Below are 8,448 nucleotides of genomic sequence, written 5' to 3' on the forward strand. Positions count from 1 at the left end.
ATCAGGACGGTCGCAGGCCCAGCGCCGGCATCAGGCGGAAATCCGCCGTGTCATCGTCACGTCGTCGCGGCAGGGCCTGGATCGCCACCAGCATTTCCTGCGCGCAGGTACGGATGCGTGCATGGTGTTCCGGTGATGCATGGCTGATCAGGCTGCCGACATGGAACTCGAACACGTCCTCCAGTACGTCGGGCTGGTCCTCGTGCAGCATCTGCAACAGGCCGCGCAGCTTGCAGATTTCCGATTCCAGCTCTTCGACCGCGAACAACATGGCGTCCTCCTCTTCAACATCCGGCGGCACGTCCGGGCCGCAGCAGGCCGCGACGGCGGCGCCACCCGGGCCACGCGCGATGTTGATCACGGAAAGGAAAACGGGCGACGCGGCTGTCGCGTGCTTCCCTCTTGTCGCACAACCACGGTGAGGCAACCGTTAATTCACGTGACGGCCTGCTTCACACGCCTGCGATTGCAGCGCCAGTGCGAGACGTTTCGGCTGCGCTGCCCAGCGCCTTGATGAAGGCAGGATCCAGCGCGAGCGAACCGAACCAGCCATGCTGCGTGCCGCTCAGCACGCGCAGCATGTGGCTGCGACCGCCCGGCAGGCGCCCCATCGGACCGAGCAGCACATCACGCGCCTTCGCCCAGGCATCGCGGTCGGACTGGAACAACGGCGTCAGCCATCGGCTCCAGCGCTGGTACACCGCCACATGCGCGCGCCGCTGCGCCTGGTAGGACTGCAGCGCGGCCGTGCCACCACCATGGATGCGCACCGCATCGCGCAGCGCCAGCGCATCGAGCAGCGCCATGTTCACGCCCTGCCCCAGCTGCGGACTCATCGCGTGCGCGGCATCACCGGCCAGCACCAGCCGCCCCTGGTGCCAGCGCGACATCACCGCATCGCGATAGACCGCGCGCGCCAGTTGGCCGGCATCACGCAGGTGGGCGAAGCGCGCAGCGGCCTGCGGCCACAGCGTGTGCAGTTCCTCCAGCCAGGACGGCATGCCATGGTTCTGCCAGCGCTCGAAATCGGTACGCGGCAGGCTCCAGAAAAAGCTCAGGCGCGGCGTGTCGTCACCCGGACAGGTGCCCACCGGCAGCAGACCGATCATCTTGCGCGCGGCCACGTAGCGCTGGCGCAACTCCTGCACGTGTGGCCAGTCTTCGGCCGGCAGCAGGCACCACAGCGCGCCCCACGGATACACGCGATCCAGCCCGGCACCCGTGGCAATGGTGCTGCGCAGCGTCGACGCTGCGCCATCCGCAGCCACCACCAGGTCGAACGGGCCATGCGTGCGGCCTTGGCCGTCGCGCAGGCGGCCCTGTTCGGCATCCACTCCGGTAATCGTGATGCCGGCATGCAATTGCCCTGCGCCGTCCCGCGCTTCATCCAGCAGCGAGAACAACGCGCCGCGCTGCATGCCCAGCCCATGCAGGCGCGCGTCCAGGCCGTCGTAGCGCATGTCCATCACCGCGCGCTCGCACGGCGTATCGCCGTACAGGCGGTGCACCGGTGCGGCATGCGCGCGCACGGCGTCGAGCAGGCCCATCTGCCACAGCACCTGCAGGCCACTGGGCTGCAGCAGGAAGCCTGCGCCGACCGGCCCAGGCGTGGGCACGCGCTCGAAAATGTCCACCTCGTGACCATCACGGGTGAGCAGGATGGACAAGGCCTGTCCAGCGGTGCCGTAGCCAATCACGGCGATGCGCAGTCGTTCCTTCATGCCTGCATTGTGCCCGAGGCCGGCAGATGACGACCGGAATGCGGACAGCTGCGCAAAAAAAACCCCGCCGGAGCGGGGTTTTCAACGCACTGTCGAGTGGATCACTCGGCCGGCGTGATGTTCGAAGCCTGGGCACCCTTCGGGCCCTGGGTCACGTCATAGGTGACACGCTGGCCTTCCTGCAGGCTGCGGAAGCCCTTGGAGTTGATGGCGGAGAAGTGCGCGAACACGTCGGCGCTGCCATCCTCCGGCGAGATGAAGCCAAATCCCTTGGCGTCGTTGAACCACTTGACGGTACCGTTCGGCATGGTGATGCGAGACCTTATGCAATGAATGGGTGGTGTACGCTGAACCCGCGCACAAGCTGAGTATGCAAAGCTTGCTCGGGGAAGACAATCACCCCCGTGCCAATTCGCCCACCAGTTCCGGAAGTCCGTTGCTCGCCGCCTGCACGTTGGCCAGCACTTCGGCCATCGTAATCTCCTCGCCATCTCCACAGCCGGCGGCCCAGTTGGCGATGATGGCCAGGCAGGCGTAATCCAGCCCCAGCTCCCGTGCCAGTGCGGCTTCCGGCATGCCGGTCATGCCCACCAGGTCGCAGCCATCACGGCGCATGCGGGCGATTTCGGCGATGGTTTCCAAACGCGGGCCCTGCGTGGCGCCGTAGCAGCCGCCGTCATGGACCGTGACACCGGTCACTTTCGCGGCGGCCAGGATCTTGCTGCGCAGCATCGGCGTGTACGGATGGCCGAAATCGACGTGGACGACGTCGGTGCCTTCTTCTTCACAGATCGTGCTGATGCGGCCCCAGGTGTAGTCGATGATCTGGTCCGGGCAGGCCAGCACGCGCGGGCCGAAGTCCTCGGTGATGCCACCGACCGTGTTCAATGCCAGCACCCGCTGCGCGCCAAGCTGCTGCAGCGCCGCCAGGTTGGCGCGGTAGTTGATCTTGTGCGGCGGCAGCGAGTGGCCTTCACCATGCCGCGCCAGGAACGCCACGCGATGGCCGAGCAGCGTCCCCACGCGTACCGGGCCGGACGGGCGGCCGAAGCGGGTGTCGACCTCGTGGGTCTGCACGTCGTCGAGCTTGGCCAGGTTGTAGACACCGGTACCGCCGATCACGGCCAGGGCGATCTGTTGCATTCGAAGCACTCCATGAAAAGACGAACGCCGGCACCCGAGGATGCCGGCGGCAGAAGAACACGCGCCGCGGGCGGCGGCGCCGTTATTCCTTCATCGCGTAGATGGCCGGCACGCAGCGCAGGGTTTCGTTGACGTCCATGCCGAAGCCGAACACGTAGCGGTCCGGCAGTTCGATGCCGGCGTAGTCGGCGACCACGTCCGGCAGCGCGCGGTCGTGCTTCTTCACTGTCATCGCAGCGATGCGCACGTCGGTCGCGCCCTGCTCCAGGCACCAGGTGCGCACGCCCTGCAGGGTGTAGCCCTCGTCGAGGATGTCGTCGATCAGCAGCACGCGGCGGCCGAACAGCGAGGTGGCCGGCTTGTGCTTCCAGACCAGGTCGCCGCCGGTGGTTTCACCGCGGTAGCGGGTGGCGTGCAGGTAATCGAACTGCACGTCCTGGCCACGCGCGCCCAGTTCCAGCGCCAGCTGGCCGGCGAACGGCAGCGCGCCGTGCATGATCGACAGGAACAGCGGCACCTCGCCCTTGTAATCGCGCGCAATGGCGTCGGCGATACCAGCGATGGCCTTGTCGATGGTGGGACGGTCGACCAGCAGGTCAGCCTGGGCCAGGGCCTGGGAAATGGTGAGGTTGGGCATCAGACGGTTCTTCCAAGGGTTTCAAGCAGACGGGATTGGGTGTCGCCATGGCGGGCATCGGCCAGCAGGCCGTCCCAGCCGAGCGCGCCGCGGCCAAGCAGCCCCAGCAGCGCAGCAGTATTGAGGGAGCGTCCCTGCACGGCGTGCAGGGCTTCATCGACCAGTTCCGGGTGGCAGACCAGCACCACATCGCAACCGGCATCCAGGTGTGCATGCACGCGCGCCGGCACGCCGCCGGCGCTGTGCGAGGCGGCCATGCCGATGTCGTCGGAGAACACCACGCCACGGAAGCCGAGCTCGCCGCGCAGGATGTCCTGGATCCAGCGCGGCGAATAGCCGGCCGGTTCCGGTGCCACCTGCGGGTAGATCACGTGCGCCATCATCACCGCATCGGCACCGGCGGCGATGCCGGCCTGGAACGGCACCAGGTCCTGCGCACGCAGCTCGTCCAGCGCGCGCGGATCGATCGCGGTGTCCACGTGGGTGTCTTCCAGCACCGTGCCGTGGCCAGGGAAATGCTTGAGCGTGGCCGCCATGCCAACGGCGTGCATGCCACGCACGTAGGCGGCGGTGAACGCGGCCACCACCTGCGGGTCTTCACTGAAGGCACGGTTGCCGATGGCACGGTTGCCACGGCCGAGGTCGACCACCGGCGCGAAGCTCAGGTCCACGCCGCTGGCGCGGACCTCGCTGGCCATCAGCCAGGCGTGCTGTTCGGCCAGCGCCAGCGCTCGCTGCGGATCAGTCGCGTAAAGCGCGCCGATCTCCTGCAGCGGCGGCAGCTCGCTGTAGCCTTCACGGAAACGCTGCACACGGCCGCCTTCCTGGTCCACGCAGATCAGCTGCGGGCGCGGGGCGGCGGCGCGGATCGCCGTGCTCAGATCGGTCACCTGCTGTCGCGAGGCGAAGTTGCGCTTGAACAGCACCACCCCGGCCACGGCATCGTGCTGCAGCCAGTCACGTTCCTGGGCGGTCAGTTCGGTGCCGGCAACGCCGATCAGCAGCATGGTCGATCTCCACAACGCGCGCCCGCATGGCGCAGTGCCGCATTGTCGCAGAACCAGCCGACAGGCGCAGTGGTCGCGAAAAGGGGACGGAGGGGATTAAGCCGCAATCGGCCCTCACGAGCTGGAAACGACTTGATCCCCTCCGTCCCCTTTTCGGGGCCGGTCAGACCTTGCAGCCGTCCGGGCCGCAGGCCTCGTCGCCCCCTGCCGGGGACGCGGATGCACCCTGCTCGGCCGCGATCTGGCGCAGCGCGTTGGCGAAGGCCTCCGGCGGCTGTGCGCCTGAAATGGCCCAGCGGCCGTCGATGACGAACGTCGGTACCGAGGAAATGCCCAGTGCATGGGCTTCCTGCAGCTTTGCCTCGACCTCCGCCAGGCCGCGGTCGGAGGCCAGCATCTGGGTGATCTCGCCCGCGTCGAGGCCACCGGCTACGCCAGCCTTGACCAGTACCGAGCTGTCGGCCAGGTTCTGGCCCTGCTCGAAATGGGCGCGGAACAACGCCTCGCCCACCGCGTCCTGCACCCCATGCTGGCCGGCCAGCCACAGCACCCGGTGGGCCGGCAGCGTGGTCACCCGCACCTGGCCCTGGCTGAAGTCCATCGGCAGGCCTTCGGCGCGCGCGGTGGTCTGGGTCTGGTTGAGGATCTGCTCAGTGCGCTCGACACCGCCGAACTTGCGCACATAGGCCTCGCGCAGCGGCACCGGCTTCGCATCCGCGTCCGGGTCCAGCTGGAACGGCTGCCAATGGATGTCGAGTTCAGGCGCGTCGGCGCCCAGCAACTGCACGCCCTGCTGGAAACGATGCTTGCCGATCCAGCACCAGGGGCAGACCACGTCGGAGTAGATGTCGATTCTCATCCCCACCACATGGGGGCCATGGCCTTCGAAAAAAGGGGACGGAGGGGATCAAGCCGCTTTCCGCACAGGCGGGGGTAAAGACGACTTAATCCCCTCCGTCCCCTTTTTGGGGGGTTCACCACTGTGAATAGGGGCGACTGGCGAGGGCGACGTTGTAGTAGCGGGCGTCGTCGGTCACCTCGGCACCCACCCAGTCCGGCAGGTCGATGACCTGGTCGGCGCTGTCCAGCTCGACCTCGGCCACGACCAGACCAGCGTTGTCGCCGAGGAACTCGTCCACTTCCCAGGTCAGCCCGGCGTGGTCCACCAGATGGCGACGCTTGTCGATCAGCCCGCCTACGCACAGTGCAAGCAGCGCGCGCGCGTCCTCCACCGGGATCGGGTAGTCGAATTCCTGCCGGGTATGGCCGATGGTGCGCGACTTCAGGTTCAGCGCGGCGCGGTCGCCCTCGATACGCACGCGCACCGAAGCGTTCTGGGTGCCACGGTCGAGCGCGCCCATGTCGTTGATGTAGCCCTGCGCCATCGGGATCACCCGGTGCGCGGCGATGCGCCAGTCATCGCTGCTGACGAGGAATTTGCGTTCGATTTCGATGCCCATCGCGCCATTATGCGCGATGGGCATGACAGCCCGTCAGCGCTTCTCGAACACCGCAATGCTTTCCACGTGTGCGGTGTGCGGGAACATGTCCATGGCACCGGCGCTGACCAGGGTGAAGCCCTGTTCGTTGACCAGGTAGCCGGCATCGCGCGCCAGCGAGCCCGGGTGGCAGCTGACGTAGACGATGCGCTTGAACTGCTTCAGCGGCAGCTGCTGCAGCACTTCGATCGCACCCGAGCGCGGCGGGTCGAGCAGCAGCTTGTCGAAGCCCTGGCGCATCCACGCAGTGCTGCGCTGGTCCTGGGTCAGGTCGGCACTGAAGAACTGCGCGTTGGCCAGGCCGTTGCGCTCGGCATTCTCGCGGGCACGCGCGACCAGGCCGGCATCGCCTTCCACGCCGACCACTTCGCGTACGCGACGGGCCAGTGGCAGGGTGAAGTTGCCCAGGCCGCAGAACAGGTCCAGCACGCGCTCGTCCTCACCCGGTTCCAGCAGGTCCAGGGCGTGGGCGATCATCTTCTCGTTGAGCTTGGCATTGACCTGGATGAAGTCCAGCGGGCGGAATGCCAGCTCGACATCCCACGGTGCCAGCCGGAACGACAGCGGCACGCCCTGCCCGTCCAGCGGCTGCACGGTGTCCACGCCGCCGGACTGCAGGTAGATCACGAAGCCATGCTGCTGGCCAAAGGTGGCCCAGGCCGCGCGGTCGGCATCGCTGAGCGGCTGCAGGTGCCGCACGGTCAGGACCACGGCCTGGTCGCCAGCGATGAATTCGATCTGCGGGATGTCACGCTTGCCATCGAGCGATTCGATGAAGGTGGACAGGGCCTCGACCTTGGTGCCGATCTCCGGAATCACGGTCAGGCACTGGCCGAGGTCGGCCACGAACCGCGGGTCCTGTTCACGGAAACCGACCAGGGTCTTGTCCTTCTTCTCGACCCGGCGCACCGAGAAACGGCCCTTGCGGCGGTAGCCCCAGCTCTCGCCGACCAGCGGCGCCAGCACGGTGCCCGGCTTCACGTGGCCGATCCGCTCCAGGTTGTCCATCAGCACGCGCTGCTTGGCGACGATCTGCTGGTCTTCGTCCAGATGCTGCAGCACGCAGCCGGCGCAGGTGCCGAAGTGCGGGCATTTGGGGGTGACACGCTGCGGCGAGGCCTGCAGCACCTGTACCGTGCGCGCCTCGTCGAAATGGCGGCTGCGGGCGGTCTGTTCCGCCATCACCACCTCGCCCGGCAAGGCGCCGCTGATGAAGGTGACCTTGCCGCCCTCGCCTTCACGGCGGGCGACGCCGCGGCCATCATGGCTGAGGTCGAGGATTTCGGTCTGGAACGGGGTACGGTCGATGCGGGAGCGGGATCGGGCCACGTGGCGACAGGCTGCGGGCAAAAATGGGGCCGTATTGTCGCAGATCCTGACCGGCAGGGCCCGGACCCGCTTGCGCCCGTCGCCGTCGTGCTTGATGATTGGACCAGCTGACATGGAGGCAGCCCTGATGCAGATGACCCCGCGGACCAGCCGGCCCCGCTTCCTGCTTGTCGAGGACGACATCATCAGCCGCGGTTTTTTCAAGGCGGCATTGGAAACGTTACCAGCGGATGTGGACACCGCAGACTCACTGGCCAGCGCGCTGGCCAGCGCCGAGCCCGGCGCGCATGACCTGTGGCTGATCGACGTCAATCTGCCCGATGGCAACGGCGCGCAGCTGCTGCGCGAACTGCGCCGCTCACACCCCGATACCCCGGCGTTGGCGCATACCGCCGACGGCGACACCTCCATTCATGCCCGCCTGCGCGAAGCCGGTTTCAGCGACACCCTGGTCAAACCGCTGGGCCGCGACCAGCTGCTGAAGGCGGTGCGCCGGGCCCTGGTGAACAGCCCGGCGGGCATCTTCGTGGCCCAGGCCCCGGCAGCGGTCGAGCTGCAGGTGCAGGACTGGGACGAGACCGCAGCACTGGCCGCACTGAATGGCCAGCGCAACCACCTGATCGCGCTGCGAGAACTGTTCCTGGCCGAGTTGCCCGGCGTGCGCGACGCGGTCGAGCAGGCGGTGCACCAGCATGACGAGCGGCAACTGCGCAGCCAGTTGCATCGGCTGCAGGCGAGTTGCGGCTTCGTGGGTGCGGCACGTCTGGGCCGGGCAGTGCGCCAGCTGCATCACGCGCCCGAGTCGGGGCAGGCCCAGGACGGGTTCCGCGCCGCAGTGGCTGCCCTGCTGCACTGAGGGGTGTTCGGCAGGGCTGCGCCCTGCACCTGCTCAATGCAACGGCAACGACCAGAGCAAGAGCGACATTCTGTGGGATGGCGGGGCGGTGTGGGTGGTCAGGACACGCCGTAAACCCGTCCCTGGGGGCTCGATGGCGCCATCCATGGCGCCAACGGTCCTGCCAACCCACACCGCCCCACCTCTGACAGATTCCAGCGGCTGTTGGTAGGTGTCGACCTTGATCGACACGGTAGATCTACGCCATGCGTGGATG

At 67.4% G+C, this 8,448-nt stretch carries 10 protein-coding genes; 1 reads left to right on the forward strand and 9 read right to left on the reverse strand.

The genetic code is table 11. From position 1 onward, the window contains the following. Window position 1 precedes the first annotated feature (1 nt). The 9 genes from O0J73_RS11280 to rlmD form a co-directional block, all read right to left on the reverse strand. Window positions 2–271, reverse strand: a complete 270-nt coding sequence (locus O0J73_RS11280) for a hypothetical protein (protein WP_197564528.1) — start codon at window positions 269–271, stop codon at window positions 2–4. A gap of 181 nt (window positions 272–452) precedes the next feature. Continuing rightward, window positions 453–1,721: an NAD(P)/FAD-dependent oxidoreductase gene (locus O0J73_RS11285; RefSeq protein WP_308308724.1), complete on the reverse strand. Its 1,269-nt coding sequence runs from the start codon at window positions 1,719–1,721 to the stop codon at window positions 453–455. 101 nt (window positions 1,722–1,822) lie between these two features. Continuing rightward, window positions 1,823–2,029, reverse strand: a complete 207-nt coding sequence (locus O0J73_RS11290) for a cold-shock protein (protein ID WP_005410590.1) — start codon at window positions 2,027–2,029, stop codon at window positions 1,823–1,825. Between the two features lie 88 nt (window positions 2,030–2,117). Continuing rightward, window positions 2,118–2,864 (reverse strand): S-methyl-5'-thioinosine phosphorylase, encoded by a 747-nt coding sequence (locus tag O0J73_RS11295; protein WP_006461208.1) that lies wholly within the window; start codon window positions 2,862–2,864, stop codon window positions 2,118–2,120. Between the two features lie 82 nt (window positions 2,865–2,946). Next, window positions 2,947–3,501: a hypoxanthine-guanine phosphoribosyltransferase gene (locus O0J73_RS11300; RefSeq protein ID WP_006461210.1), complete on the reverse strand. Its 555-nt coding sequence runs from the start codon at window positions 3,499–3,501 to the stop codon at window positions 2,947–2,949. Further along, a complete protein-coding gene (nagZ, locus tag O0J73_RS11305) occupies window positions 3,501–4,508 on the reverse strand; it encodes a beta-N-acetylhexosaminidase (protein WP_308308725.1) in 1,008 nt (335 codons plus the stop codon). The genes O0J73_RS11300 and nagZ overlap by 1 nt, the downstream gene beginning before the upstream one ends. 163 nt (window positions 4,509–4,671) lie before the next feature. Further along, on the reverse strand, window positions 4,672–5,367 hold the full coding sequence (locus tag O0J73_RS11310) for a DsbA family oxidoreductase (RefSeq protein ID WP_006461214.1): 696 nt from the start codon (window positions 5,365–5,367) through the stop codon (window positions 4,672–4,674). Between the two features lie 115 nt (window positions 5,368–5,482). Then, window positions 5,483–5,968, reverse strand: a complete 486-nt coding sequence (locus O0J73_RS11315; RefSeq protein WP_308308727.1) for a CYTH domain-containing protein — start codon at window positions 5,966–5,968, stop codon at window positions 5,483–5,485. A 33-nt stretch (window positions 5,969–6,001) separates the two neighbouring features. Then, complete coding sequence (gene rlmD / locus O0J73_RS11320; RefSeq protein ID WP_308308726.1) at window positions 6,002–7,336, reverse strand: 23S rRNA (uracil(1939)-C(5))-methyltransferase RlmD; 1,335 nt, start codon at window positions 7,334–7,336, stop codon at window positions 6,002–6,004. A gap of 127 nt (window positions 7,337–7,463) precedes the next feature. On the opposite strand from rlmD, the gene O0J73_RS11325 reads away from it, so the two are divergent. Further along, window positions 7,464–8,192 (forward strand): response regulator, encoded by a 729-nt coding sequence (locus O0J73_RS11325; protein WP_040009454.1) that lies wholly within the window; start codon window positions 7,464–7,466, stop codon window positions 8,190–8,192. The last annotated feature ends 256 nt before the right edge of the window (window positions 8,193–8,448 follow it).

The organism is Stenotrophomonas sp. Sm6012 (assembly GCF_030985895.1).
Lineage (GTDB): Bacteria > Pseudomonadota > Gammaproteobacteria > Xanthomonadales > Xanthomonadaceae > Stenotrophomonas > Stenotrophomonas forensis.